General features: G+C 48.8%; 1 protein-coding gene. It reads left to right on the forward strand.

From position 1 onward, the window contains the following. A partial coding sequence (locus tag KDM89_RS21165) for a DUF3362 domain-containing protein (RefSeq protein ID WP_212689779.1) occupies positions 1-320 on the forward strand: 320 nt, incomplete at both ends.

Consider the following 320-nt stretch of genomic DNA (forward strand, 5'->3'; position numbering starts at 1 on the left):
ATGACGAATTCAAGGAAATGTTCGACCGCTATTCGCGCGAGGCAGGCAAAGAACAGTATCTGATCCCCTACTTCATCGCCGCCCATCCGGGAACTACCGATGAAGACATGGTCAATCTGGCGCTGTGGCTCAAAGAAAAAGACTTTAAGCTGGACCAGGTGCAAACCTTTATGCCTACTCCGATGGCATTGGCGACCACCATGTACCACACACGCAAGAATCCACTCAAAAAAATCAGCGATGAATCTGAAGTGGTGGAAACCGCGCGTTCCGGTAAGGTCAGAAAATTCCATAAAGCTTTATTACGCTATCACGCACCT

Source organism: Cognatundibacterium luofuense (genome assembly GCF_018139685.1).
Lineage (GTDB): Bacteria > Pseudomonadota > Gammaproteobacteria > Burkholderiales > Burkholderiaceae_D > Undibacterium > Undibacterium luofuense.